This is a genomic window from uncultured Massilia sp., from assembly GCF_913773735.1.
Lineage (GTDB): Bacteria > Pseudomonadota > Gammaproteobacteria > Burkholderiales > Burkholderiaceae_D > Telluria.
On record NZ_CAJYEB010000023.1, the window covers coordinates 367,444 to 390,024 of the forward strand.

The 22,581-nt window shown below is 68.8% G+C and carries 27 protein-coding genes; 4 read left to right on the forward strand and 23 right to left on the reverse strand.

Annotated elements, in window-relative coordinates:
* The first annotated feature begins 9 nt into the window (after positions 1–9).
* The 3 genes from rbfA (at position 10) to typA (ending at position 3,459) form a co-directional block, all read left to right on the forward strand.
* Entirely contained in the window at positions 10–426 is a 417-nt protein-coding gene (rbfA, locus tag QZ749_RS11270; protein WP_296946644.1) for a 30S ribosome-binding factor RbfA, read from the forward strand.
* A complete protein-coding gene (gene truB / locus QZ749_RS11275) occupies positions 423–1,340 on the forward strand; it encodes a tRNA pseudouridine(55) synthase TruB (RefSeq protein ID WP_296946647.1) in 918 nt (305 codons plus the stop codon). The genes rbfA and truB overlap by 4 nt, the downstream gene beginning before the upstream one ends.
* Before the next feature lie 280 nt (positions 1,341–1,620).
* Complete coding sequence (gene typA, locus QZ749_RS11280) at positions 1,621–3,459, forward strand: translational GTPase TypA (RefSeq protein ID WP_296946650.1); 1,839 nt, start codon at positions 1,621–1,623, stop codon at positions 3,457–3,459.
* A 194-nt stretch (positions 3,460–3,653) separates the two neighbouring features.
* On the opposite strand, the gene QZ749_RS11285 is transcribed toward typA, so the two are convergent.
* The 12 genes from QZ749_RS11285 to flgB form a co-directional block, all read right to left on the reverse strand.
* The gene (locus QZ749_RS11285) at positions 3,654–4,682 is read right to left on the reverse strand and encodes a hypothetical protein (protein WP_296946653.1); all 1,029 of its coding nucleotides are present in this window, start codon (positions 4,680–4,682) and stop codon (positions 3,654–3,656) included.
* Positions 4,682–5,593, reverse strand: a complete 912-nt coding sequence (flgL, locus tag QZ749_RS11290; RefSeq protein ID WP_296946656.1) for a flagellar hook-associated protein FlgL — start codon at positions 5,591–5,593, stop codon at positions 4,682–4,684. Before flgL ends, QZ749_RS11285 begins: the two co-directional genes overlap by 1 nt.
* An 11-nt stretch (positions 5,594–5,604) precedes the next feature.
* The gene (flgK, locus tag QZ749_RS11295; protein ID WP_296946657.1) at positions 5,605–6,978 is read right to left on the reverse strand and encodes a flagellar hook-associated protein FlgK; all 1,374 of its coding nucleotides are present in this window, start codon (positions 6,976–6,978) and stop codon (positions 5,605–5,607) included.
* 98 nt (positions 6,979–7,076) lie between these two features.
* On the reverse strand, positions 7,077–7,424 hold the full coding sequence (locus tag QZ749_RS11300) for a rod-binding protein (RefSeq protein ID WP_296946659.1): 348 nt from the start codon (positions 7,422–7,424) through the stop codon (positions 7,077–7,079).
* Positions 7,424–8,590 carry a flagellar basal body P-ring protein FlgI gene (locus tag QZ749_RS11305; RefSeq protein ID WP_373896814.1) on the reverse strand — a complete coding sequence of 389 codons (1,167 nt, stop codon included), beginning with the start codon at positions 8,588–8,590 and terminating at the stop codon, positions 7,424–7,426. The genes QZ749_RS11300 and QZ749_RS11305 overlap by 1 nt, the downstream gene beginning before the upstream one ends.
* A 7-nt stretch (positions 8,591–8,597) precedes the next feature.
* Positions 8,598–9,263: a flagellar basal body L-ring protein FlgH gene (flgH, locus tag QZ749_RS11310; RefSeq protein ID WP_296946662.1), complete on the reverse strand. Its 666-nt coding sequence runs from the start codon at positions 9,261–9,263 to the stop codon at positions 8,598–8,600.
* Positions 9,264–9,265: 2 nt separating this feature from the next.
* Positions 9,266–10,051, reverse strand: coding sequence for a flagellar basal-body rod protein FlgG (gene flgG, locus QZ749_RS11315; protein ID WP_296946664.1), 786 nt, complete (start codon positions 10,049–10,051; stop codon positions 9,266–9,268).
* 37 nt (positions 10,052–10,088) lie between these two features.
* The gene (locus tag QZ749_RS11320) at positions 10,089–10,817 is read right to left on the reverse strand and encodes a flagellar basal body rod protein FlgF (RefSeq protein WP_296946666.1); all 729 of its coding nucleotides are present in this window, start codon (positions 10,815–10,817) and stop codon (positions 10,089–10,091) included.
* Between the two features lie 12 nt (positions 10,818–10,829).
* Complete coding sequence (locus QZ749_RS11325; RefSeq protein WP_296946668.1) at positions 10,830–12,050, reverse strand: flagellar hook protein FlgE; 1,221 nt, start codon at positions 12,048–12,050, stop codon at positions 10,830–10,832.
* 45 nt (positions 12,051–12,095) lie between these two features.
* A complete protein-coding gene (locus tag QZ749_RS11330) occupies positions 12,096–12,761 on the reverse strand; it encodes a flagellar hook capping FlgD N-terminal domain-containing protein (RefSeq protein WP_296946670.1) in 666 nt (221 codons plus the stop codon).
* A gap of 2 nt (positions 12,762–12,763) precedes the next feature.
* Entirely contained in the window at positions 12,764–13,168 is a 405-nt protein-coding gene (gene flgC / locus QZ749_RS11335) for a flagellar basal body rod protein FlgC (protein WP_296946672.1), read from the reverse strand.
* A gap of 20 nt (positions 13,169–13,188) precedes the next feature.
* Positions 13,189–13,548 (reverse strand): flagellar basal body rod protein FlgB, encoded by a 360-nt coding sequence (flgB, locus tag QZ749_RS11340; RefSeq protein WP_296946675.1) that lies wholly within the window; start codon positions 13,546–13,548, stop codon positions 13,189–13,191.
* 54 nt (positions 13,549–13,602) lie between these two features.
* On the opposite strand from flgB, the gene flgA reads away from it, so the two are divergent.
* Positions 13,603–14,364 (forward strand): flagellar basal body P-ring formation chaperone FlgA, encoded by a 762-nt coding sequence (gene flgA / locus QZ749_RS11345; protein WP_296946677.1) that lies wholly within the window; start codon positions 13,603–13,605, stop codon positions 14,362–14,364.
* Here flgA and QZ749_RS11350 read toward each other — a convergent pair.
* From QZ749_RS11350 to fliD, 11 genes are read right to left on the reverse strand one after another with little or no spacing between them, the layout of a single operon-like run.
* Positions 14,354–15,085, reverse strand: a complete 732-nt coding sequence (locus tag QZ749_RS11350; RefSeq protein ID WP_296946680.1) for a glycoside hydrolase family 73 protein — start codon at positions 15,083–15,085, stop codon at positions 14,354–14,356. The genes flgA and QZ749_RS11350 overlap by 11 nt on opposite strands.
* Positions 15,072–15,506, reverse strand: coding sequence for a flagellar export chaperone FlgN (gene flgN / locus QZ749_RS11355; RefSeq protein WP_296946682.1), 435 nt, complete (start codon positions 15,504–15,506; stop codon positions 15,072–15,074). Before flgN ends, QZ749_RS11350 begins: the two co-directional genes overlap by 14 nt.
* A 4-nt stretch (positions 15,507–15,510) precedes the next feature.
* On the reverse strand, positions 15,511–15,777 hold the full coding sequence (gene flgM, locus QZ749_RS11360) for a flagellar biosynthesis anti-sigma factor FlgM (protein ID WP_296946684.1): 267 nt from the start codon (positions 15,775–15,777) through the stop codon (positions 15,511–15,513).
* 29 nt (positions 15,778–15,806) lie between these two features.
* On the reverse strand, positions 15,807–16,766 hold the full coding sequence (locus QZ749_RS11365; RefSeq protein ID WP_296946687.1) for a flagellar motor protein MotB: 960 nt from the start codon (positions 16,764–16,766) through the stop codon (positions 15,807–15,809).
* A gap of 12 nt (positions 16,767–16,778) precedes the next feature.
* Complete coding sequence (gene motA / locus QZ749_RS11370; protein ID WP_296947158.1) at positions 16,779–17,672, reverse strand: flagellar motor stator protein MotA; 894 nt, start codon at positions 17,670–17,672, stop codon at positions 16,779–16,781.
* A gap of 24 nt (positions 17,673–17,696) precedes the next feature.
* Positions 17,697–18,437 (reverse strand): FliA/WhiG family RNA polymerase sigma factor, encoded by a 741-nt coding sequence (locus QZ749_RS11375; RefSeq protein ID WP_373896815.1) that lies wholly within the window; start codon positions 18,435–18,437, stop codon positions 17,697–17,699.
* 24 nt (positions 18,438–18,461) lie between these two features.
* Complete coding sequence (gene fliL, locus QZ749_RS11380; RefSeq protein ID WP_296946692.1) at positions 18,462–18,938, reverse strand: flagellar basal body-associated protein FliL; 477 nt, start codon at positions 18,936–18,938, stop codon at positions 18,462–18,464.
* Between the two features lie 45 nt (positions 18,939–18,983).
* Positions 18,984–20,402, reverse strand: coding sequence for a flagellar hook-length control protein FliK (locus QZ749_RS11385; RefSeq protein ID WP_296946695.1), 1,419 nt, complete (start codon positions 20,400–20,402; stop codon positions 18,984–18,986).
* A 2-nt stretch (positions 20,403–20,404) separates the two neighbouring features.
* Positions 20,405–20,752: a hypothetical protein gene (locus tag QZ749_RS11390; RefSeq protein ID WP_296946697.1), complete on the reverse strand. Its 348-nt coding sequence runs from the start codon at positions 20,750–20,752 to the stop codon at positions 20,405–20,407.
* Complete coding sequence (fliS, locus tag QZ749_RS11395; protein ID WP_296946699.1) at positions 20,745–21,134, reverse strand: flagellar export chaperone FliS; 390 nt, start codon at positions 21,132–21,134, stop codon at positions 20,745–20,747. The genes QZ749_RS11390 and fliS overlap by 8 nt, the downstream gene beginning before the upstream one ends.
* A gap of 10 nt (positions 21,135–21,144) precedes the next feature.
* Complete coding sequence (gene fliD / locus QZ749_RS11400) at positions 21,145–22,560, reverse strand: flagellar filament capping protein FliD (protein WP_296946701.1); 1,416 nt, start codon at positions 22,558–22,560, stop codon at positions 21,145–21,147.
* Positions 22,561–22,581: the final 21 nt, after the last annotated feature.

Sequence of the window (22,581 nt, forward strand, 5' to 3'; positions counted from 1 at the left end):
CAGAAGAACATGGCAAAACACAGCAAAAGCATCCCCCAGCGCGGCCTGCGCGTCGCCGACCAGATCCAGAAGGACCTGTCGGAACTGATCGCCTTTGAACTGAAGGATCCGCGCGTCGGCATGGTGACCATCAGCGAAGTCAAGCTCACGCCCGACTACGCCCATGCCAAGGTCTATTTCACGCTGCTCAAGGACAGCCCGGAAGAGGTCAAGCAGACCGTCGAGGGCCTGTCCAAGGCGGCCGGCTTCCTGCGCGGCCAGCTCGGCAAGCGCCTGCACATCCACACGCTGCCGCAGCTGCACTTCGTGCACGACACCTCGACCCGCCGCGGCCTGGAAATGTCGGCCCTGATCGACCAGGCCAACGCGACCCGCGCCGCCGACTTCGTGGACGACGCCGCCGACAAGACGACGGACGCCGAGTGAACGCACGGCCCCCGAAGAAGCCCCGCGACCTGGTCGACGGGGTACTGCTGATCGACAAGCCGGTCGGCCTGTCCTCGAACGATGCGCTGATGAAGGCCAAGCGCGTCGTCAACGCCAAGAAGGCCGGCCACACCGGCACGCTCGACCCGTTCGCCACCGGCCTGCTGCCGCTGTGCTTCGGCGAGGCGACCAAGTTTTCGCAGGACCTGCTGGAAGCGGACAAGACCTACCTGGCCGAGGTGCGCCTGGGCGTGACCACGACCACCGGCGACACCGAAGGGGAGGTCGTCGAGACCAGGCCCGTCGACGTCACGCCGGCGCACATCGAGGCGGCGCTGGCGCGGCTGCGCGGCCCGATCCTGCAGGTGCCGCCGATGTATTCGGCGCTCAAGCGCGACGGCCGCGCACTGTACGAATACGCGCGCGAAGGCATCGTGCTGGAACGCGAGGCGCGCCCGGTGACGATCCAAGCGCTCGAGATGCTGGCCTACGACGCGCCGATGCTGACCATCCGCGTCACTTGCAGCAAAGGCACCTATGTGCGCGTGCTGGGCGAGGACATCGGCAAGCTGCTGGGCTGCGGCGCCCACCTGAACGCGCTGCGCCGGATCCAGGTCGGCAACCTGACGGTGGCCGGCATGGTGACGCTGGAAGCATTGCAGGCGCATGCGAACCCGCTGTCGCTGCTGGCGCCGGTCGACGCGCTGCTGTCGAGCTTCGCGCGGGTGGACCTGACCGACGAACTGGCCGCGCGCTTCCTGAACGGCCAGCGCCTGGCGCTGAACCGCGAAGCGGTGACCCTGCCCGAGACGCCGGGCAGGGTGCGCGTGTACCACGACGGCCGGCTGCTCGGCACCGCGATCCTGCAGGACTACGGGGTGCTGGCGCCGGAGCGCCTGGTGTCGCGGCCGTAGGTGGACGGGACCCCCGTCCACGCGTGCAACGCGGCATGACTGTCGCGCGGGCCGGCGCCCGCGCCCCCCTTCGCACTCCCATTGTCATGCCCACGTCATGGTTGACGGGCAAGCTGCCCGACGGGCGCGGCAAACCGTTGAAATGCAAGGTTTTTTCGCTGGTCATGACGCAGCGCAAAAATCTGGACGTGCTATACTAGCCGGTTTCCATCATCGGCTACACCGAGCGGAAGATCCGAGCTCATCCGACCATCACGCAACATCCTGTTGAATAACACACATGTCAAACACCAAACGCGCGATTCGTAATATCGCAATCATCGCCCACGTTGACCACGGCAAGACCACCCTGGTGGACCAGCTGCTGCGCCAGTCGGGCACCTTCCGCGAAAACCAGGCGGTGGACACCCGCGTGATGGACTCGAACGATCTCGAAAAAGAGCGTGGCATTACCATCCTGTCGAAGAACTGCGCGGTCGAGTACGAAGGCACCCACATCAACATCGTCGACACCCCGGGCCACGCCGACTTCGGCGGCGAGGTGGAGCGCGTGCTGTCGATGGTCGACTCGGTGCTGCTGCTGGTCGATGCCCAGGAAGGCCCGATGCCGCAGACCCGCTTCGTGACCCGCAAGGCGCTGGCCCTGGGCCTGAAGCCGATCGTCGTCGTCAACAAGATCGACCGTCCGGGCGCGCGCGCCGACTGGGCGATCAACCAGACCTTCGAACTGTTCGACAAGCTGGGCGCGACCGACGAGCAGCTCGACTTCCCGATCGTCTACGCCTCGGGCCTGAACGGCTACGCCGGCATGGACGAAAGCGTGCGCGGCGGCGACATGAAGCCGCTGTTCGACGCGATCCTGAAATACGTGCCGGTGCGCGACGACAACCCGGACGGCCCGCTGCAGCTGCAGATCACCTCGCTGGACTATTCGTCCTACGTGGGCAAGATCGGCATCGGCCGCGTCAACCGCGGCCGCGTCAAGGCCGGCATGGACGTGCTGGTCGTGAACGGCCAGGACGACAAGTCGCCGATCAAGGGCCGCATCAACCAGGTGCTGAACTTCAAGGGCCTGGAGCGCGTGCTGGTCGACGAAGCCGTCGCCGGCGACATCGTGCTGATCAACGGTATCGAGGACATCGGCATCGGCGTGACCGTGACCGCCGTCGATACCCCGGAAGCGCTGCCGATGCTGACCGTCGACGAGCCCACGCTGACCATGAACTTCATGGTCAACAACTCGCCGCTGGCCGGCCGCGAAGGCAAGTTCGTCACCAGCCGCCAGCTGCGCGACCGCCTGGACCGCGAACTGAAGTCGAACGTGGCGCTGCGCGTGCTGCCGACCGACGACGACACCACGTTCGAAGTGTCGGGCCGCGGCGAACTGCACCTGACCATCCTGCTGGAAAACATGCGCCGCGAAGGCTTCGAGCTCGCCGTGTCGCGTCCGCGCGTCGTGTTCAAGGAGATCGACGGCGTCAAGTGCGAGCCGTACGAGAACCTGACCGTCGACGTCGAGGAAGTCAACCAGGGCGGCGTGATGGAAGAACTGGGCCGCCGCCGCGGCGACCTGCAGAACATGGAATCGGACGGCAAGGGCCGTGTCCGCCTGGAATACCGCATCCCGGCCCGTGGCCTGATCGGCTTCCAGGGCGACTTCATGACCCTGACGCGCGGCACCGGCCTGATGAGCCACGTGTTCGACGCCTACTCGCCGGTCGACAACGGCAAGGGCGAACTGGCCGGCCGCCGCAACGGCGTGCTGATCTCGCAGGACGACGGCCAGGCCGTCGCCTACGCCCTGTGGAAGCTGCAGGACCGCGGCCGCATGTTCGTCGAGCACAACACCCCGGTGTACGAGGGCATGATCATCGGCATCCACTCGCGCGACAACGACCTGGTCGTCAACCCGATCAAGGGCAAGCAGCTGACCAACGTGCGCGCCTCGGGTACCGACGAAGCCGTGCGCCTGGTGCCGCCGATCCAGATGTCGCTGGAATACGCCGTCGAGTTCATCGAGGACGACGAGCTGGTCGAGATCACCCCGAAGTCGATCCGCCTGCGCAAGCGCTACCTGAAGGAACACGAGCGCAAGAAGGCCAGCCGCGAAGGCGCGTAAGCCTTGGCTTGACAGGAAAAACCCGCTGCATGCAGCGGGTTTTTTTTCAACGGCACGGCGCCCCGGCGCAGGCCGGGGCCGAAGTTCGTGGCATTCCAGAAAATTGGGCCCCGGCCTGCGCCGGGGCGACGGGATTTCGGTAAAAAAAAGCCCCTGCACAAGGCAGGGGCGGCATGGATGACGGTCGCGGCGAATCAGCGCAGGCCGAGCAGCGCCAGCACCCGTTCGCGGCTGACGCCGACCAGGGCCGAGGTCAGCGACAGTAGCGACTCGTAGTCGGTGCCGGCGGCGGCGCTGGCGAATTCGTCGGCGGCGATCTCGACTTCCGGCGGCGGGGTCTGCGAGGCCGCGTACTCGACCGTGGCGGCCGACAGCGCGTTGCTGGCCGCGTCCTGCGAGCGGTGCACCCGTTCCAGCGCCTGCACCACTTCCCGCAGGCTCTGGCGCAGGCCATCGGTATTGCTCGAGTTCCACTGCTGGGGCGCGAGCTGGACCGGGACTTCCTCGGTCGCGACGCGGCCGCGGCCGCTCACCGCGATGCTGTCCTTGATCGCCGGCCAGTTCGACTCGGCCGTCGAGAACACCAGCGCGCCGCCGTCGTCCAGGCTGGCGCGCACGCCCATCGGGGCGATCGCGCGGTCGATCGCGCGCGCGGCTTCCTCGGTGGACTGGTCCTGGGTGATCGTGGCCGCCATCTGCGGACCGCCGGTATTGCCGATCGAGAACGAGATGGTTTGCGGCGCGCTCTGCTGCAGGGCGTCGATGTCGAGCGCGCGGATGCGGAAGCGCTGGGTCGCCGGCTGCGCCGAGAAGTTCAGGTTGGCGTCGAGGCCGCCGCCGCCGTCCTTCTTGCGCGCGGCCAGGGTGCTGGCCAGCTGGCGTGCATGCGTGTCGATCTGCGGCTGCTGCTGGGCCGTGCCGGCGCGGCTGCCGGCCAGCTTCGCCGTCAGCTGGCTTTTCAGGCTCTCCAGCTGGGTGGCGACGCGATCGAGATAGTCGATCGCCTGCTGGGCGCGGGCGACGCCGTCCTGCATGGCCGCGCCGCCGGCGTTGCCGGTGGTGCGCTGCAGGGGTTTCGGATCCGCGGTCGCGGTCGCTGCGGCCGCGCCATCGTCGGCGGGAGCCTGTTCCGGCACGCGCGCAGGCACCAGGCGCGAGGCGCTGCCGGGGCGTGCGGCGCCGACCGCGCCGCTGGTATTGGTTGGGCGGAGTGTGGTTTCCATCAGAGTGCGGCGAACAGTGACAGGTTGCCGATCTTGCTGTAGGCCTTGTACGTGGCCTGGAGGGCCGTTGTATAGCCGTTCAGCTCGATCGCGACGGTGGCGATGTCGACCTGGCTGATCTCCTTGAGGGCAGTCTGGTTCGACAGGCTCACGTTGGCGTGGTTGGCGTCGAGGGTTTTCAGGATGTTCTGCTGGCCGCCCAGCACGGCGACCTTGCTGGACAACAGGTTCATGCCGTCGTCGAAGCCGTCCAGGCCGGCCGTGACCACGCTGCGTACCGCGGGGTCACTGATGTCGACGCCGGGGGCGGACAGGGTGGCGATGGTCGCGTCCAGCTTGTTGAGCAGGTCTTCCATGCCCTGCAGGTTCTGGTTCGCGACCTGGGTGATGCCGTTGGCGACCACCACGTTCTGGTCGCCGGTATTGCCGGAATAACTGTAGCGCGCGCCCGGCGCCGCCGCCTCGTCGTAGGCGATCGGCGCCACGTCCGTCGCGGTGCCGGAGAAGATGTAGCGACCTTCCTGGTCGATCGAGTTGGACGTGTACAGCAGGCTGTCGCGCAGCGAGGTCAGCGAGGTGACCATCGCGTTCAGGTCCTCAGGCGTGTTCGAGCCGTTGGCGGCCCACACGAGCAGGTCGCGGCCCGAGTTCATGTCGTTGACCATGTTGGTCAGGTAGCCTTCGCTCTTGGACATGCGCTGCGAGATGGCGGCGATGTTGTCGCGGTACTGGTCGATCGCGGCTTCCTCGCGCTTCAGGCGCGAAATGCGCACGCTGTCGATCGGATCGTCGGACGGCACCTGGATGCGGTAACCGTTGTTGCCCTGCTGGGTCAGGTAGGTGATGCGCTCCTGGTTCTTCTGGAGCGACTGGTTCATCAGGGCCTGGTATTGCGTGGACGAGATTCGCATGCTTGTCTTCCTTAACCCATCATGGCCAGCGTGGCGTCGAACAGCGCGTTCGCCACCGAAATCACTTTCAGGTTGGCCTGGTACATTTTCTGGTATTCGACCAGGTTGACCGCTTCTTCGTCTTCGTTGACGCCGCTGGTCGACTGCCAGTCGGCCACCGACTGGTCGCGCACGGTCTGCGCGGTGTTCAGGGCGCCCTTGTTCTGCTGGCTGTCGACCGCGAGCTTGCCCACCAGCTGGGTGTCGGCGTCGGCGATCAGCACGTCGCCGACGCGGGTCAGCGTGATCTTCTCGTTCTTCAGTGCCACCAGCTTCTGCAGGTTGCCGGTGTCGCCCGGCTTGCCGTCGCCCGAGAAGGCCAGGTCGCCGGTCTGGAAGCCGTCCGCGACCTGCAGCATGTTCGAGGGATTGCCCGGGTTGTAGACGAACAGCGGCTTGCCGGGATTGCCGTCCATGGTCGTGCCCTGGGCCAGCTGGTCGTTGACCTTGGTGGCGAGCTGCTCGGCCAGTTCGGCCACGCCCTGGCGCAGCGGTTCCAGCGTGTCGCGCAGGTAGGTCGACAGGCCGCCGAGTTCGCCGCCGGCGCCGGTCGGGTCGAGCTGGAACGTGGTGCCGGCGAAGGTCAGGCTGAACGTCTGCTCGAGGCCACCGTCGACGGCGAGCTTGCCGCCCACGCTGCCGAGCACCAGCGACTGGCCGTTCTTGAGCGAGACGTTGCGGCTGCCGTCCGGCTGGTCGGTGACTTCCAGCGCCATCTTGCCGGCCAGGCTGTCGATCGCCTGGTCGCGCGCGTCGATCAGGGCCGAGGTGTTGGCGCCGGAGGCATGCGCGTTGGCGATCTGGCCGTTGAGCGCGGCGATCGCCGCGATATCGCCATTGGCTTCGTCGACGATGGCGCCGCGCTGCTGGCGGATCGATTGCAGCTGGGCGTTGAACACGTTGTTCAGGCTGTTGAAGCGCTGCGACATCAGGCCCGCGGCCGCCACCACCTGCTGGCGCAGCGGGGTCGAGGTCGGGTCGACGCCGGCCACGGCGTTGAGCGCGGCGAAGAACTGGTCGACGCCGTTCGACAGGTTCGATTCGTCGTCGCCCATCACCTGCTCGATCTGGGTCAGGTAGGGCTGGGTCTGCGAATAGGCGCCGAGGTCGGAGGCGGCGCGCCACAGCTGCTGCGACTTGTAGCCGTCGGAGAAGCGGAGCAGGGAGGTCACCTGGACGCCGTTGCCGGACTGGTTGGCGCTGCCCTGGGCCGGGCCGAGGGCGCTCAGCAGCGCCGACTGGCGCGTATAGCCCTTGGTCTGCAGGTTGGCGATGTTCTGGCTGCTGGCCGCCAGCGCGATCTGCGCTGCGGTCGCGCCGGAAAGCGCATTGTTCAGGATGCTCATGTGCCGTTCTCTTTCATTGGATCAGTCGGGAGGCGCCGGCCGGCCGCACGGCCCGCCGGGGCGCATGCCACCGCCCCCTTCTCGGTACAGGCGACCGTTTATGGCATCTTGTTAAGCGCGGCAGGCAACAACTGCTTCAAAATCGCGTCGGCGATGCCGAAGGCACGCTGGCCGGCAAGATTACCTGCCAGCATGTTGTCCACCATGTCCGTCATGTCCTGGTTCACCTTGTTGCGGGTCGGGCTGTCCTCGGGCGCCAGCGTGCGCGTGCTCTCGCGCATCTGGTGCAGCATGTGCGAAATGAAGAAGCTCTCGAACTCGACGGCCGCCTTGGTGGCCTTGGCCACGTAGGCCGGATCGGCGCGCACGTCGGCGGCGGGCGCCACCGGCGCATCGGCGCCCTCGGCAGGGGCGGCGGACGCCGCCAGGGGATGTAGCTTGTCCATCAGATCACCACCAGTTCGCCTTCGATCGCGCCGGCCTGGTCGAGGGCCTGCAGGATCGCCATGATGTCGTCGGGCGAGGCGCCCAGGCTGTTGACCACGTCGATGATGGTCTGCAGGCGCGCGCCCGGCGGCCAGTGGAACATCTGGCCCGAGCCTTCCTGCACCGAGACCTTCGACTGCGGCGTCACGGCGGTCTGGCCGCGCGACAGCGGACCCGGCTGGCTGACGGCCGAGCTTTCCGAGATCACCACCTTGAGCGCGCCGTGGGTGACGGCGGCCGAGCGCACGCGCAGGCCGTCGGAGATCACCACGGTGCCGGTGCGCGAGTTGAACACGACCTTCGGGGTTTCTTCGCCCACGGCGATCGGCATGCCTTCCAGTTTCGCGACGAAGGCCACGCGCTCGGTCGGATTGGTCGGCGCGACCACCTCGACGCTGGTGCCGTCGGCGGTCGTGGCGACCTGGCCGTAGCGGCGGTTGATCGCCTCCACGACGTTGGTCGCGGTGTCGAAGTTCGGGTGGCGCAGGCGCAGCAGCACCTGCGGGCGGGTCGCGAAGTCGGTCGCGATCTCGCGCTCGATCATGGCGCCGTTCGGGATGCGGCCGCCGGTCGGGGTGTTGACGGTGACGGACGAACCGCTCTTGCCGGACGCCGACAGGCCGCCGACCACCAGGTTGCCCTGGGCCAGCGCATAGACCTCGTTGTCGGCCGCGCGCAGCTGGGTCAGCAGCAGGGTGCCGCCGCGCAGGCTCTTGGCGTCGCCCAGCGACGACACGGTGACGTCGATCGCCTGGCCGCGGCGGTAGCCGGGCGGGAACACGGCCGAGACCATGACGGCCGCGACGTTCTTGTTCTTGGCGTCCTCGCCGTCCGGCATCTTGACGCCGAACTGCTTGAGCAGGTTGACCACCGACTGGCTCGAATACTTCACCTGGGTGGAGTCGCCGCTGCCGTTCAGGCCCACGACGAGGCCGTAGCCGACCAGCGGGTTCTCGCGCACGCCTTCGACGCTGGCGATGTTGCGCAGCGGCTGGGTGCGGGTCATGGGCAGCGCCTCGGCGGCGGCCGCGGCGGTGGCCGGTTTGACGGCGGCGGGCGCGGCGTTCGCCGACAGCGTGAAGGCCGCGGCGAAGGCGAGGGCGGCGATGCGGAATGGATGGATCATGTCGTCCTCAGAACGGCATCAGGGGGCCGGTGAAGAAGCGGGTCAGCCAGCCGGGCGAATTGGCCTCGGCCAGCGTGCCCTGGCCGGAATAGGCGATGCGGGCATTGGCCACGCGCAGCGACGACACCTGGTTGTTGCTGTCGATGTCGGCGGCGCGCAGGTAGCCCTTCAGGCGCAGGAATTCCTCGCCCTGGTTCAGCTGCAGGCGCTTTTCGCCGGCCACGCGCAGCAGGCCGTTCGGCATCACTTCCTGCACGATCACGGTGACCGCGCCGCTGAGCGCGTTCTGCTGGGTGCTGGTGGAGTCGCCCGCGAAGCTGCGGTCGGCGCTGATGTCGATGCCGGTCTTGCCGAAGGTCTTGCCGAGCACGCCGATCGGGTCGACGCCGACGCTGGAACCCTTGCTGAAGCTGGTGCCGGCCTTCTTGCTGGCCTGGGTGGTCTCCTGCAGGATGACGGTGACCACGTCGCCGGTGCGGAACGCGCGCGCGTCCGATGTCAGCGACACGGTGTCGGCGCTGAACACGCCGCCCGCCGTGCCGCGCCGCACCGCCTGCGCCTGCGGCAGGTCGAACGGGTCGGCGGCGGGCGCGGCGTTCAGCGGCACGCGCGAGGCGCAGCCGGCCAGCAGCGTCGCGGCCGCCAGCAGGGCGGCGATGGCGAGGCGTGTCATGATCAGCGCGCCGCCTGCGACAGGTACTGCAGCATGTTGTCGGCGGCCGACAGCACCTTGGTGTTCATCTCGTAGGTGCGCTGGGCCGCGATCATGTCGACCATCTCTTCCACGACCTGGACGTTCGAGCCTTCCAGCGCGCCCTGCTTGAGCTTGCCGAAGGCGGCGGTGCCGGGCTGGCCCTCGTTCGGGTTGCCGCTGGCGGCGGTTTCCTGGAACAGGTTCTCGCCCAGCGCCTGCAGGCCGGCCGGGTTGACGAAGGTGGTCAGCGTCAGCTGGCCCAGCTCGGCCGGGGCCAGCTGGCCCGGGATGGTGGCGCTGACCATGCCGTTCTCGCCGATGGTCAGGCCGGTGGCGTTGTTCGGCACGGTGATCTGGGGCACCAGCGGCAGGCCCTGGGCGTTCACCAGGATGCCGTTCTGGTCGACCTGCAGCTGGCCGGCGCGGGTATAGGCCGGCTGGCCGTCCGGGCGGCGCACCTGCAGGAAGCCGTTGCCGGAGATGGCGACGTCGAGCGGCTGGCTGGTGGTCTGCAGGCTGCCGTTGGTGAAGACCTTCTGGGTGCCGACGATGTGCGTGCCGTTGCCCAGCTGGACGCCGTTGGTGACCGTGTTGTCGGCGGTCTGGGCGCCCGGCTGCTTGTCGACCTGGTAGAACAGGTCCTCGAACACGACGCGGTCGCGCTTGAAGCCGACCGTGTTCACGTTGGCCAGGTTGTTGGCGATGGCCTGCAGCTTCGCGTCCTGCGCCTGCACGCCGGTCTTGCTGATCCACATTGCTGGATTCATGGGGTTCTCTCTCGTTCTCTATGCGGTGGGGAGGCGCTCACGCGCCGCCGATGAGGCGGTTGCCCGCCTCGTTCATCTTGTCGCTGGCCTGGAACAGCTTCATCTGGATCTCGAAGCTGCGGTTCAGGCTCATGGTGGCGACCATTTCCTCGACCGCCGAGACATTGCTGCCCTCGAGGGCGCGCGGGCGCACGGTCACGTTCGGGTCCGGCGCCAGGTCGGCGCCGTCGCGCGACACCAGCAGGCCGGCCTCGTTCTTGGTCAGCTGCGCGCCTTCGGCATTCACCAGGCGCAGCTTGTCGACCACCTGCATCTGGACCGCGCCGTCGGTCAGCACCGAGATGGTGCCGTCGGTGCCGATCTCCACCGCGGTGTGCTGCGGCAGGACGATGGGACCGCCTTCGCCGAGCAGCGGCCGGCCGTGCACGGACAGCGCGCCGTCGGCGCCGATCGCGATCTCGCCCGAGCGGGTATAGGCCTCGCCGTCGCCGTACTGCACGGCGAGGTAGCCCTGGCCGCCGATCGCCACGTCGAGCGGGCGGCCGGTCTCGCGCACGCTGCCGGCACGGGTCGCGATGGTGTCGGCCTGGATCGTCGCCAGGTGGCGGTCGTCGTAGCCGAAGCCGCCCAGCTCGACGTTGCCGGAGGTTTCCATGCTGGCGCGAAAGCCCGCGGTGTCCAGGTTGGCCAGGTTGTTGGCGTGCACCTGCTGGGCGCGCATCAGGCGCTCGGCGCCCGAGGCCGCCGTGAAGATCAGTTTATCCATCGTGGCTCAGGCTCACATCGCCTGCATCAGCGACTGCATCATCTGGCTCTCGGTCGACAGCACCTTCGAGTTGGCCTGGTAGTTGCGCTGCGAGGTCATCAGGCCGACCAGTTCCGAGGTGATGTCGACGTTCGAGCCTTCCAGCGAACCGGTGCTCAGCTTGCCGGCCAGGCCCACGCCCGGGGTGTTGTACAGGGCATCGCCGGAGCTGGCGTTGGCGGTCCAGGACGTGTCGCTGGTCGCGGTCAGCGCGCCTTCGTTGGCGAAGGTGGCGATGGCGATGGTGCCCACCACCTGCGACTGGTCGTTGCTGTACTTGGCCACCAGCGAGCCGTCGGCCGCCATCTCGACGCCGACGAAGGCGCCCGAGGCGTAGCCGTCGCTGCGGTTGGTGGTGGTGGTGGCCGTGCCGGCCAGGCGGGTGGTGCCGGTGTAGTCGATCGTGAATTCGCCGTCGGCCGCGCCGTTGGTGCCGGTGTACTTGATGGCGAACGGCTTGGTGTCCGCGGCCAGCTTGCCGTTGGTGTCGAACGTCAGCTTGTCGCCATCGGTCGCGTCGGCGCCGTCGAACGAATACTTGACGTCGACCGAGCCTTCGCCATCGGCGATGTAGTAGGCCGACAGCGTATGCTGGGTGCCCAGCGAGTCGTACACGATCGACTGCTTGACCATGTTGTAGCTCTTGCTGTTGGCCGGATCGAACTCGACGGGCACGACGATCTCCTTGCCTTCGGCATCGGTGGTCGTGCCCGGCACCTTCCAGTCGGCCGACAGGTTGCCGACGTAGTCGATGTTTTCGGTCGCCACGGCAGGGATCTGGCCGGTCGGGATCTGGATGTCGCCCATCGCGCCCAGCGCGCCGCCGTTGGACGGGCCGTAGCCCTGCACGCGCTTGCCGTTGCTGTCGATCAGGTAGCCGGTGGTGTCGGCCGCGAAGATGCCGACGCGGCTGTAGCTCGTGCCGCCCTGCACGTCGCGGCTGATGAAGAAGCCGCGGCCGTTGATGGCGGCGTCGAGGCCGCGGCCGGTGGTGACGTTGCTGCCGTTCTGGCTGATCGTCTGGGTGACCGAGCCGATCTCTACGCCGTTCGCGCGGGTGCCGGCGTACACCGACGAGAAGTTGGCGCGGCTGCTCTTGAAGCCGTAGGTCGCCGCGTTGGCGATGTTGTTGGAGACGGTGTTCAGCTGCTCGTTGATGGCCTGGATGCCGGACAGTGCGATGTCGAAGCTCATGTCGATTCCTTAAAATCTGTAATGCGGTAGAGGATGGAGGTCCCGTCAGGAACCCGTCTTGCCGTTGAAACCCGTGACGTACGAGGGATCGACGTCGCCCAGGCCCGCGACCTGCAGCACGACGCCGGTGCCGCCGACGCGCACGCTGTTCAGGCGCGCCGTCACCTCGATCGCCGGGGCGCTGCCGTCGGACGGCCGGGCGGCGATCTTGTAGGTGCCCGGGGCCAGGCCGAGAGCGTCCGGGTCGATCGTGAACGACTGGCCGCCGGCCGCATGCGCGCCCAGGTCGATCGTGGTCTCGCGGCCGTCGCCGCCGGTCAGGACCAGCGTGGTGCCGGCGCTGATGCCGCTCAGGTTGACGTTGCCGGTGACCTTGTTGCCGTCCAGCTTGACGGTATCCGTCTGCACGGTCACGTCGCTGCCGACCTGGCCGCCCAGGGCCAGCGTCTGCAGGCTGGCCAGCACGCTGGCGTTGGCGCTGGTGAGCGAGGCCAGGTTCTGCAGCGCCTCGGTCTGCGACAGCTGCGACAGCTGGTTGACGAACTGGGTCGGGTCCTGCGGCGACAGCGGATCCTGGTTCTGGATCTGGGCCACCAGCAGCTTGGTGAACATGTCGCGGTTGGGGTCGGTCGACGCCTGGGTGGCCACCTTGTCGGTGCCGGTGCCGGTGCCGTTGTACTGGGTGCCGGTGGTCTGGTTGGTGACGGCCATGATCAGCTTTCTCCCAGCTTGAGCAGCGACTGCTGCATCGACTTGATGCGGCCCAGCACCTCGACGTTGGTCTCGAACGCGCGCGAGGCCGACATCATGTCGGCCATCTCGGCGACTTCGTTGACGTTGGTGTAATAGACCATGCCGTCGGCATCGGCCTTCGGATTGTCCGGCTCGTGGGCGCGGCGCAGCGGCTCGGCGCTCTGCACCACGTCGAGGATCTGCACGGCGCCGCCGGCCTGGCTGCCCATGACGGTGGAAAACACCGGCTTGCGCGCGCGATAGGCTTCGGCTTCCGAGCCGGCCGCGGAATCGGCGTTGGCCAGGTTGCTGGCGATCGTGTTCAGGCGCACGGTCTGCGCCGCCATCGCCGAGCCGGCGATCTGGGAAATGTCCTTGAAGCCCATGTCGGTTCCTGGTGTCCTGGTTATTGGCCGTTGATCGCCTTGGCGAGGCCACGGATCTGCATGTTGACGAAGGTCAGGCTGGTCTGGAAGTCCGAGGCGTTCTGCGAGAACGCGGCCTGCTCGACGCCGATCTCGACGGTGTTGCCGTCGGCGCTCGGGTGGAACGGGACGCGATACAGCGGCTCGCCTTCGCCCAGCGTCGGTGCGCCATTGTCGCTATCGATGCGTTCCTGCAGCATGGCGCCGAAATCGACGTCGCGCGCCGTGAAGCCCGGCGTGCTTTCGTTGGCGATGTTGGTCGCCAGCACCCTGGTGCGCTCGGCACGCAAGGCGAGCGTGTCGGCGTGCACCCCCAGCGCGTCCTTGAAATTGATCGTCATGTGCGGAACCTCCGTCGTGTGGATCGCGGGACTGCGTCGCCCCGCGGCAATGAATTGGTTAGAATCTGGCTTTTCAGCCGCTATTCTCTAATGACTGCTTTCTGTAAGGCAACCCTTGTCGTTTCGGCATTTGCGCTGTTTCCAGCCCTGTTTCCGGTCCCCGCGCAGGCCGCGCAACAGCCGCTGGCGGTGCAGATCGAACAAGCCGCGCGCGCCGAACTGGACAGGCAAATGGCGGCTTCCGGCCTGACCGAACCCCAGTTCGACGTCGCCGTCGTGACCACGCGGGCCGCGCCGCCATGCGCCCAGAACGTCGGCATCGAGGTCCTCGACACCCGTTCTCCCCAGCGGATGCGCTTCCTGGCGCGCTGTCCCGACACGCCGGGCTGGCGCTTCGAATACATCGTGCGTGCCCGCGTGACGGCGATGGTGGCGATCGCCGCGGCGCCGGTCGCGGCCGGCGAACCGTTGACCGATGCGCAAGTCGCGCTGGAGCGGCGCGACGTGTCGAACGTTGCCGATCCGATCACGACGCCCGAAGATGCGGTCGGACAAATGTCGCGTCGCATGTTGCGCCCAGGAGACATCTTGCGCAGCGGCCAGCTCGCCAGCCCGGTCCTGGTCAAGCGCGGCGATGCCGTGACGATGGTCGCGCGCCGCGACGGCGTCGAGATCAGCATGGCCGGCGAGGCGCTCGACGCCGGCGCGAAGGGCGCCGCGGTGCGCGTGCGCAATGCCGCCAGCGGCCAGGTGGTGCGCATGCGCGTGACCGGTGCCGGGACCGTCGAACCGTTGGACATGCCGGTCAACCGCTGATGCCCTGCAGCTTGCCCGCCAGCCGCGCCAGCTTGGCCGCGTAGGCCGGATCGGTGGCATAGCCGCCCCTGGCCAGTGCGCCGGCGAAGGCGCGCGCGTCGCTGCCCGTACCGAGCGCGCCGCGAAAGCGCGGATTGTCGATCAGCATCTGCGCATAGTCGCGGAAGGCGCTGGCCTGGTCCGGATAGGAGCGGAAGCGCGCGCTCGTCTTGAGCGCGGCGCCGCCGACGTATTCGGTGGTGCCCGATTCGGCCACGTTGCCGTTCCACGACGCGCCCGCCTTGATGCCGAACAGGTTGTTGGTCGAGCTGCCGTCGGCATTGCGCAGCGGGCGCTGGCCCCAGCCCGATTCCAGCGCCGCGTGGGCGGACACCAGTTCCGGCGCCACGCCCAGCCGCGCGGCCGCTTCCCGCGCCCACGGGGCGATGCTGTCGAGGAAGGCCTGCTGGTCGGGCGCGGCATCGGCGTCGCCGACGATGCCGGCGGCGGCCGCCGCTTCCTGGCTGCGCGCGGCCCACACCTGGCCTTCCGGCGTCAGGGTGGCGGCCGTCGCGAAGCCGCCGCCGCCGTTCTGGATGAAATCGGCCACCTCGCCCTGCACGTCGCCGAACAGGCCGGCGAAGCCGGACATGCCGGCGCCACCGTTGGCCAGCGGCGCCGTGGCGCGCGTGGGAGCGGTCGCCGCCAGCGCGGGGATCGCGGAAAACTCAGCGTGGCGCATAGGTCTGGTCCTCGCCGTGCAGCAGGCGCTGCATGGTCGAATATTGTTCGGCCATCAGGTTGCCGTTGCGGCTGGTGGCGTCCTTGCAGTCGCGTACCAGTTCCTCGAGCTGGCGCCAGGCGCCGCTGGCGGCGGCGCGGCGCGGCGCGTCCAGCTTCGGGAACAGGTCGTCCATCGTCGCCTCCGGGCCGAGCAGGGCGCGCACCAGCTGCACGCGCTGGACCCGGCGCTGTTCCATCGCGTCGAGCTCGGGCATGAGCTGCCCGGCCAGTGCGGCCAGCTCGGCGCCGCGGTGGCGCAGCGCGGCCTCGAACTGGCGTTCGAGCAGCGCGCGGATGGCGCCGCAGGCGCCGAGGTCGTCCTGGATGCCGTCCAGCAGGCGGGCGACCGCCTGGTCGCGGGTCATGCGCGCAGCCGTCATGCCGTCACACCTTGCCGTTGCCGTGGAAGCGCTGGATCAGGCCGGCGAGGCGGCCGGCATCGAACGGCAGCTCGCCCTTGGCCAGCGCGTCGCGCAGTTCGGCCACGCGGGCGGCGTCGAAGTCGGGCAGGGCGCGCAGCGCGGCCCGGGCCGGCTGCAGCACGGCCGATTCCAGCGTCGCCTCGGCGGCGGCCGGTGCCGGCGCCTGGGCGGCGGCGCCGGTTTGCGGGTTGATCTGGATGGAAGGCGTGGAGACGCTGGTGATCTTCATGCGTGGTCCTCTGGATTTCGATTGGATCGTCATGGTTTGTCCGCCAGTTGGCTGCGCAGCTCCTGCATCGCTTCCCCGCCGGGCTTGGACACGGTCACGTCCTTGCTCAGGGATTCGCCCTCCTGCGGGGTGCCGAACATGGCCGTCACGCTGGCGGCCTGGGCCCTGGTCAGGATCAGGAGTTCGATGCGGCGGTTGATGGCGGCATCCGGCTTGCTGGCGTCGAGCGGCGCCTGGTCGGCCATGCCGACCAGCTGCAGCACGCTTTCGCTGCGCATGCCGCCGCTCAGCAGCTCGCCGCGCGCGGCCAGCGCGCGGTTGGCCGACAGGCTCCAGTTGGAGTAACCGTTCGGACCTTTATAAGTGTACTGCAAGGAATCGGTATGGCCCACAATCAACATCTGATTTTCCATTTTTTCGAACAATGGGGCCATGGCGCGCAACAGTTTGGCGAAACGGTCGGTCGGCAGCGGGCTGCCGCGCACGAACATGCCCTGGCGGTCGGTGTCGTGCAACATCACGCGCAGGCCGTTCGGCGTGACCACGGCGGCCAGGTTCGACGACAGGCCGGCGTCGGCGCTCAGCTTTTCCAGCGCATGGGCCAGCGCCGCCAGCTCCGACGGCGATTCGTAGCGGGTGCGCACGGTCTGCTGGGCGCCGGCGTTCGGGCCGGTCGAACCGCCATTACTCCTGGGTAGCTGGAACCGTTCGATCAGGCTGCCGCTCGGGTTGCTGGTGAGTTCGGGACGGCCGCCCGTGCCTTCGATCAGGCCGCTGGCCATGTTGTCGCGCACGATCTTCTTGGCCTGGGCCGCGTCGCGCGAGGCGATCAGCCACAGCACCAGGAACAGGGCCATCAGCGCCATGCAGAAGTCGGCGAACGCCACCTTCCAGGCGCCGCCGTGTTCGTCGTCGTGGTGCTTGCCGCCGCCACGCTTGACGATGGTCGCTTCGTGGTGCTTGTCGGCGCCTTTCTTGTTCGCTTGCACGGGATGCTCCGCTTAGGCCTTGCGCTTGGCCGCGCCGGCATCGTCGCCGTCGGCCATCGCATTGATCCAGGCTTCCAGCTGGGCGAAGCTGGGCTTGGTGTTCAGCTGGATCAGGCGGCGGCCGGCGTCGATCGCCAGCAGCGGCGGCTTGCCGGCCACGTGGGTGACCAGTACGACCTTCACCGTTTCCATCGTCGAGGCTTCGGAATTGACCAGCTGCTTCATCATGCCGGAGATCGGATCGAGCACGCCATAGCAGAAGAAGATGCCGATGAAGGTGCCGACCATCGCCGCGCCGATGTGTTCCGCGATCTCGGCGGTGTCGGCGCCTTCGCCGACCGAGTTCATGGTGATCACGATGCCCAGCACCGCGGCCAGGATGCCGAAGCCCGGCATGCCTTCGGCTACCTTGTGCAGCGACTTGGCGGGCTGCGACAGCTCCTCGTGGATGGCTTCCAGTTCCTGTTCCAGCACGCCTTCCAGCTCGTGGGCGTTGATCTTGCCCATCGCCATCAGGCGGAAGTTGTCGACGATGAAGGCCAGCAGCTTCGGCTCTTCCAGGATCAGCGGGTAGCGCTGGAACATCGGGCTTTCCTTGGGCGCCTCGACGTGGGCGTCGAGCGCCTTCAGGCCGCCGGCCGCGGTCTGCAGCAGCTCGTACATCAGGAGCAGCAACTGGCGCTGGAATTCCGAGTCGTGCTTGTGCTTGCCGACGATCTTCTTCATCTGGCCCATCATCTCGACCAGCACGTGCTTGGGATTGGCCAGCACCAGCGCGCCCAGGGCGGCGCCGCAGATGACGATGAGTTCGTTGGGCTGCCAGATGGCGAGGACCGCGCCCCCCATCAGCAGGTAGCCGCCGAACACGGCGCCCAGGACGATCAGGATGCCAAGGATTTGCATGATTATTACCTTTCTTGTCTTGCGGGTTCAGGCCTGGGCCAGCGCCGCTTTCATCTTGGCCAGCGCGCTCTTGTTGAGCTGGCAGACGCGGGCGTCGGACAGGTCTAGCACCGCGGCGATTTCCTTGTAGCTGAGCTCGAACTCGTAGATCATCTGGATCACGCGCTGCTCCTTCTCGTTGAGCGCGCACAGCGCCTGTTCGAGGCTGCGCCGCACCAGGAACTGCTGTTCCGGACCCGGCGTGCTGTGCTGCTGCTCGGTGGCTTCCTGCAGCACGTCGTCAAAGCTCAGCAACTCCTCGGCCACGTCGTCGAGCAGGAACTGGCGCCACTCGTCCTGCGACAGGCCGAGCGCCTCGGCCGCTTCCTTGTCGTTCGGCTCGCGCCCCAGGCGCCGCGTCAGCGCGCGCACGGCGTCGCGCATCTTGTGGCTTTCCTGGCGCACGGCGCGCGGACGCCAGTCCTGGCGGCGCAGCTCGTCGAGGATGGCACCGCGCACGCGCAGCGAGGCGTAGCTGGCGAAGCCGGCATCGGGCACGCCGTAGCGGCGCAGCGCTTCGAGCAGGCCCATCAGCCCGATCTGCTCCATGTCCTCGCGGCCCATCGCTCCCGAAACCTGCGAGCCGAGCTGGCGCGCGATGCGCTTGACCAGGGGCGCATAGGCGAGCAGGTGGCGCTGCTCCTCCTTCTCGCCCATGGCCGCGTGCATGGCGGCGTCGGCATATTCGCTGCCGGCGTAGCTGTCGGCGTAGTCGCTCATGTAGGCCACGTCATTCTCCGCTGTGGGACGTCGTCATTCGATGATCAGCTTGCCGATCATGACTTGCACGAACGGCTTTTCGGTATGGGATTCTTCGTAGTTCTCGTCGAAGGCCTTGTTCAGGTTCTCGGCATATTCCTTCACCGTCATCTTCGACGCATCCGCCATCGTGTAGGTCGACAGCGTGCTGACCGCCAGGCTGCGCAGCAGCGGCAGGTTTTCCTTGGTTTCCTTTTCCTTGGACGCCTCGGTGGACAGCACCAGGTCGGTCGACAGGTAGTGGGTATCGGCGCCGTCGGCATCGCGGCGCAGCATCACGATCACCTTTTCCAGCGTGACGTATTTCAGCGGCTTGCCTTCCTTCGGCTTCTCGGCCTCGGCCTTCTTGTTCTCCGCGCCGGCGGCGGCCGCGGGCTTCGGCATGAACCACCACACGGCGCCGCCGGCAGCGGCGGCGCTGACGACCACGGCGCCGGCGATGGCGACGATCATTTTGACTTTGCTGTTCATCGTTCTAACTCACTGTCACTCGCTTGGGCTCGTCGAGCCCGGGATTCAATCGCGGCCGCCGAGGGAAAACAAGGCGCCCGGGTTGCCGGCTTCGGCCAGCGCGCGTCCCGGCGCCGCGTCGTCCTGCTCGCGTTCCTGCTGGCGCCCGCGACCCTGCTGCTGCGGATCGCCGAACGGGGCGGCGCCGTTCTTCGGCGTCGGCGTCACCGTCACCGCGACCTCGCTGTACTGGCGCTGCGCCAGGTCGTTGCGCAGGCTGTCGCCGACGGCCTGCAGCTGGCGCAGCACCTCGCCATTGCTGGCCGAGATGTTCACCTCGAGCGTGCCGGCGCTGTGGCGGATCGCGATGTCGATGCGGCCCAGCTGCGGCGGATCGAGGCGGATCACGGCCTGTTCGACGTTGCGGCCCACCTGCACGTTGAGGCGTTCGCCCAGCGCTTCGTGCAGGCTCTGGCGCCACGCCGTCGGCGGACCGGCCAGCTTGACCGTGTCGGCCGGCGGCGCGCCGGCCGGCTGGGCCGGCGCGGCACCCGCGACCTGGGGCACGGCCGGCGCGGACGGCTGGGCGCCAGCCTGGCCGCCGGCATCGCCGTCGCGGGCCGCATTGCCGGCATTGCCGGCGTCGGCGCGCACCGCCAGGCGCGCGGCGCCGTCCTGCTGCGCGCCCGGCGCGGCGGCCGGCGCCGCAGGGGCGGGGGATGCCGGCGCCGGAGCGGAGGCGGGTGCCGGCGCGGGTGCAGGTGCGGCGCCGACAGCGGCGGCGGCCGACTGGGCGGCCGCCTGGGCCGTGGCCCGGTCGGCGAGCGACAGCGCCTGCGGCAGCGCGGCGGCCAGGCGGCGCGCGCCGTCCTGGGCGGCGGCGACCGCCGCCGACGAGGAAGCCGACGCGCTGGCGGACGTCGTGGCGGATGTGCTGGCGGCCGTGCTGGCGGACGTGGCAGCGGATACGCCGTCGTCCGCGCGCGCGGACGCGTCGCCGGACTGCCCTTGCGCGCCCTGGAGGGCCTGCAGCGCCTGCGCGACCTGGGCCGGCGACAGCGGCATCAGCGGCATCGCCATGGCGGCCAGCAGGGCGCCGTCCGGCGCCGGCGCGGACGCGGCGTCGGTGTCGCCATCGGCATCGCTATCGGTACCGGCCGCGGCGCCGGTGGTCGACGCCGGTCCGGCCGGGCCGGCCAGCGGCGCCTGGGCCGTGGCGGCGGCCGCGTCCGGGGTGTTCGCCGGCGCACCCGCCAAGGGCGCCGGGGCGGCGTCGGGCGCGGCGCCGGCCAGGGCCGCCTGCAGCGCCTGCGCGGCGCCGTCGCGCTGTTGCCCGAGCCATTGGGCGAACGGCTGGGCGGCCGGCGCGGGCGCGCCCGGCGCGGCGGTGGCGGTGGCGGCGTCGGCGCCGGGCGCCGGAGCGGCGCCGGGCAGGACCGGCGTCGCCGGTGCCGGCGTGGTCGAACTTGCGGTAGTGAGCATCATGGTCATTGGGGGCTTGCGCCGGAGTCGGTTTCGTTGTGCGTCGCGTAGGCGAGCCAGCCTTCCTTGTTCGCGTACATCGCTTCCAGGCGGGCGCCGAGGGCATCGGTGGCCACGCCGAGCGCCTGCGCGGCCGCGTCGTGCTGGCCGCGCAGGCGCTGCAGGGCGACGCCTTCGGCCGCGCTCCAGGGGCCGCGCGCGGCCAGCGCGCGCAGGGTGGGGGCCAGGGCGCGCGCGAGCTCGCCCAGCCGGTCCCAGTCGGCGGCGGCGGCCGCGGCCTGCAGCGCATCGCCGATGGCCAGCAGGCGCGCGCGGCGCGCGCCGTCCCCGTCCCCCGCGCGCGCTTTATCCATTGCGCGCCTGGACGCCGGCCCAGCCGGCGCGGATCGACGTCATCACCTTCACGACCTCGTCGATCATCGCCGGGTCCTGCTTGATGCCGGCGCCGTGCAGGTGGTTGGCGCAGAACTCGTACAGGTTGGCCAGGTTGCCGACCACCTGGCCGCCGCTCTCGAAGTCGAGCGAGCTGGACAGGCCGTTGATGATGTCGACGCACTTGTTGATGCTGGTGGCGCGCTGCTCGTAGCGCTTGGCCACGATGTGGGCGCGGGCGCGGGCCAGCTCGTCGAGCAGGCCGTCGGTAAGCAGCAGCACCAGTTCGATCGGCGAGGCGCGCGACGTCTGCGCGTCCAGGCTGGTCGCGTGGTAGCTGCTGTAGGCTTCTTGATAGGACATGGGTGTTCTCTCAGGATTTGTCGCTGCCGAACAGCGAGTCGAACAGGGTCAGGTTGTGGTTCATGGTCGCCTGCAGGTTCTGCAGGTCGGTGTACTGCTTCAGGTAGCGCGCATAGGCGGAATTCCACATCTCGTCGCGCTTGGTGCTCAGGTCGGTGGTCGACGCCTGCGCCTTGGTATTGGCGTCGGTGCGCGTCTTGAGCTGGCCGTTGGTGCCGTTGCTCCAGATGTTCAGGTAGGTGTTCAGCGAGCCGGCCATGCCGCTGGGGGCGCTGGTGGCGGCCGTGCCGATCATCTTCTGCAGGCCTTCCGGATCGACCGCCAGCTGCCTGGACAGGCGATCCGAATCCAGGCTCAGCGTGCCGTCGCGGCCGGCGGTGACGCCGTAGCTGGCCAGCGAGGCACTGCCGACCGGGCGCAGCACCGATACCAGGCGGCTCTGCAGCGCCAGCACGCCGGAGTCGTGGGCGAAGGCGCCGGCCGCGGTGCCGGCGGCCGGATCGCCGGACGACACCAGCCCGTCGACGGTGGACTTGAGCTTGTTGTAGGCGTCGATGAACGCCTGCACGTTCTTGGCGGTGGTGCCGCCGTCCTCGCCCACGGTGATGGTGAGCGGGGTCGCGCCGCTGGACTGGGCGCGCGTGACCGTCAGCGAGACGCCGTCGATGTTGGTGAACGTGTTCGACGACTGCTGGATCGCGGTGCCGCCCTCGCCGCCGAACATGACGATCGCGTCCTTCGCCTCCGACACCATGGTGCGCGTGGCCAGGCTGTCGGCCAGCGTGGCGTCGCTCAGGCCGGCGGTGTCCAGCGAGATCGTGTTGGCCGCGCCGGTGTTCTTCGAGGTCAGCACCAGGCGCGCCTGGCCGCCGATGGTGACGATGCCGGCCGAGACCTGGCCCTTGTTGTCGGGGGACTGGTTGATGGCGGCGGCCAGTTCGCGCACGCTCAGCTTGCCGTCCTTGTCGGTATCGGCGGCCGTCGCCAGGTCGACGTCGAAGGTGACCGGGGCGGGCGCATCCGGATTGCCGCTCTCGTCGGCCAGGCGCACGGTCAGCTTGCCGCCCGGGACGGCGGTGTCGGCGGCCACGCCGTCGTACGACACCTGGCCGACGCTGGCGACCTGCTTGACGAACACGCTGTAGGAGCCGGCCGCGGCCTGGGCCTTGGCGCTGGCCGTGGCGATCGTGCCGTCGGACAGGGTGGCGCTGGAGGCGAGCAGCGTCTTGCCGACGCCGGTCAGCGAGGCCAGCGAGGACTGGAACGCCGAGATCGCCGAGCTCAGCGTCTGCAGGGCCTTGGCGGTCGCGGCGGTCGCGGTCTGCTGGGCCTTGATCTTGCTGTCCATGCCCGACACGGTCTTGTCCGCCAGCGCGCTCGCGGTGGTGGTGGGATCGTAGGTCGGTGCGGTGATTGCGCTTGCCATGTGTACTCCTTGTCCTTGTTC

Excerpts from the sequence above, each read along its gene's own strand:
- QZ749_RS11385 (WP_296946695.1), bottom strand. The coding sequence starts at position 20,402 with ATGATGCTCACTACCGCAAGTTCGACCACGCCGGCACCGGCGACGCCG.
- flgK (WP_296946657.1), bottom strand. The coding sequence starts at position 6,978 with ATGAGCATCCTGAACAATGCGCTTTCCGGCGCGACCGCAGCGCAGATC.
- rbfA (WP_296946644.1), top strand. The coding sequence starts at position 10 with ATGGCAAAACACAGCAAAAGCATCCCCCAGCGCGGCCTGCGCGTCGCC.
- flgB (WP_296946675.1), bottom strand. The coding sequence starts at position 13,548 with ATGACGATCAATTTCAAGGACGCGCTGGGGGTGCACGCCGACACGCTC.
- flgH (WP_296946662.1), bottom strand. The coding sequence starts at position 9,263 with ATGACACGCCTCGCCATCGCCGCCCTGCTGGCGGCCGCGACGCTGCTG.
- QZ749_RS11325 (WP_296946668.1), bottom strand. The coding sequence starts at position 12,050 with ATGAGCTTCGACATCGCACTGTCCGGCATCCAGGCCATCAACGAGCAG.
- fliS (WP_296946699.1), bottom strand. The coding sequence starts at position 21,134 with ATGTCCTATCAAGAAGCCTACAGCAGCTACCACGCGACCAGCCTGGAC.
- QZ749_RS11390 (WP_296946697.1), bottom strand. The coding sequence starts at position 20,752 with ATGGATAAAGCGCGCGCGGGGGACGGGGACGGCGCGCGCCGCGCGCGC.
- fliD (WP_296946701.1), bottom strand. The coding sequence starts at position 22,560 with ATGGCAAGCGCAATCACCGCACCGACCTACGATCCCACCACCACCGCG.
- QZ749_RS11350 (WP_296946680.1), bottom strand. The coding sequence starts at position 15,085 with ATGCGCCACGCTGAGTTTTCCGCGATCCCCGCGCTGGCGGCGACCGCT.
- flgG (WP_296946664.1), bottom strand. The coding sequence starts at position 10,051 with ATGAATCCAGCAATGTGGATCAGCAAGACCGGCGTGCAGGCGCAGGAC.
- QZ749_RS11320 (WP_296946666.1), bottom strand. The coding sequence starts at position 10,817 with ATGGATAAACTGATCTTCACGGCGGCCTCGGGCGCCGAGCGCCTGATG.
- QZ749_RS11330 (WP_296946670.1), bottom strand. The coding sequence starts at position 12,761 with ATGGCCGTCACCAACCAGACCACCGGCACCCAGTACAACGGCACCGGC.
- QZ749_RS11300 (WP_296946659.1), bottom strand. The coding sequence starts at position 7,424 with ATGGACAAGCTACATCCCCTGGCGGCGTCCGCCGCCCCTGCCGAGGGC.
- flgL (WP_296946656.1), bottom strand. The coding sequence starts at position 5,593 with ATGCGAATCTCGTCCACGCAATACCAGGCCCTGATGAACCAGTCGCTC.
- fliL (WP_296946692.1), bottom strand. The coding sequence starts at position 18,938 with ATGAACAGCAAAGTCAAAATGATCGTCGCCATCGCCGGCGCCGTGGTC.
- QZ749_RS11285 (WP_296946653.1), bottom strand. The coding sequence starts at position 4,682 with ATGGAAACCACACTCCGCCCAACCAATACCAGCGGCGCGGTCGGCGCC.
- flgM (WP_296946684.1), bottom strand. The coding sequence starts at position 15,777 with ATGAAGATCACCAGCGTCTCCACGCCTTCCATCCAGATCAACCCGCAA.
- flgC (WP_296946672.1), bottom strand. The coding sequence starts at position 13,168 with ATGGGCTTCAAGGACATTTCCCAGATCGCCGGCTCGGCGATGGCGGCG.
- flgN (WP_296946682.1), bottom strand. The coding sequence starts at position 15,506 with ATGACGGCTGCGCGCATGACCCGCGACCAGGCGGTCGCCCGCCTGCTG.
- QZ749_RS11305 (WP_373896814.1), bottom strand. The coding sequence starts at position 8,590 with ATGATCCATCCATTCCGCATCGCCGCCCTCGCCTTCGCCGCGGCCTTC.
- typA (WP_296946650.1), top strand. The coding sequence starts at position 1,621 with ATGTCAAACACCAAACGCGCGATTCGTAATATCGCAATCATCGCCCAC.